The organism is Mycobacterium asiaticum (assembly GCF_001673315.1).
GTDB classification, from domain to species: domain Bacteria; phylum Actinomycetota; class Actinomycetes; order Mycobacteriales; family Mycobacteriaceae; genus Mycobacterium; species Mycobacterium asiaticum_B.
On the sequence record NZ_LZLQ01000125.1, the window covers coordinates 1 to 505 of the forward strand.

The following is a 505-nucleotide window of genomic DNA, read 5'->3' on the forward strand; positions in this document are numbered from 1 at the left end:
TGCTGGCCGAACTCGCCCAGTCCGCCAAACTCGTGCCGCTGATCCACCCCGGATACAGCCCCGCAGAACCCCAGTACCGGCCCTCCAAGGCCCTGGCCGACTTCGTCCGGGCCCGTGACCTGACCTGCCGCTTCCCCGGCTGCGACGCCGCGGCCACCCGCTGCGACCTCGACCACACGATCCCCTACGCCGAGGGCGGGCCCACCCACGCCGCCAACCTCAAAGCCCTGTGCCGAAATCACCACCTGATCAAAACTTTCTGGGGCTGGACCGATAAGCAACTCGCCGACGGCACCCTGATCTGGACCTCCCCTGCTGAGGACACCTACGTCACCACCCCGGGCAGCGCATTGCTGTTCCCCAGCCTCTGCCACGCCGTCGGCGGCATGCCCAGCCCGGAAACCATTGCGCCGCAAGATTATTGTGTCGAGCGCACCGCGATGATGCCCAAGCGCCGACGCACCCGCGCCCAAGACCGCGCCTACCGCGTCGACGCCGAACGCCG

General features: G+C 68.5%; 1 protein-coding gene. It reads left to right on the plus strand.

The window, feature by feature from the left end:
• Nucleotides 1-505, plus strand: a 505-nt coding sequence (locus A5636_RS20305; protein ID WP_172827279.1) for an HNH endonuclease signature motif containing protein, incomplete at both ends; no start/stop codon positions are given.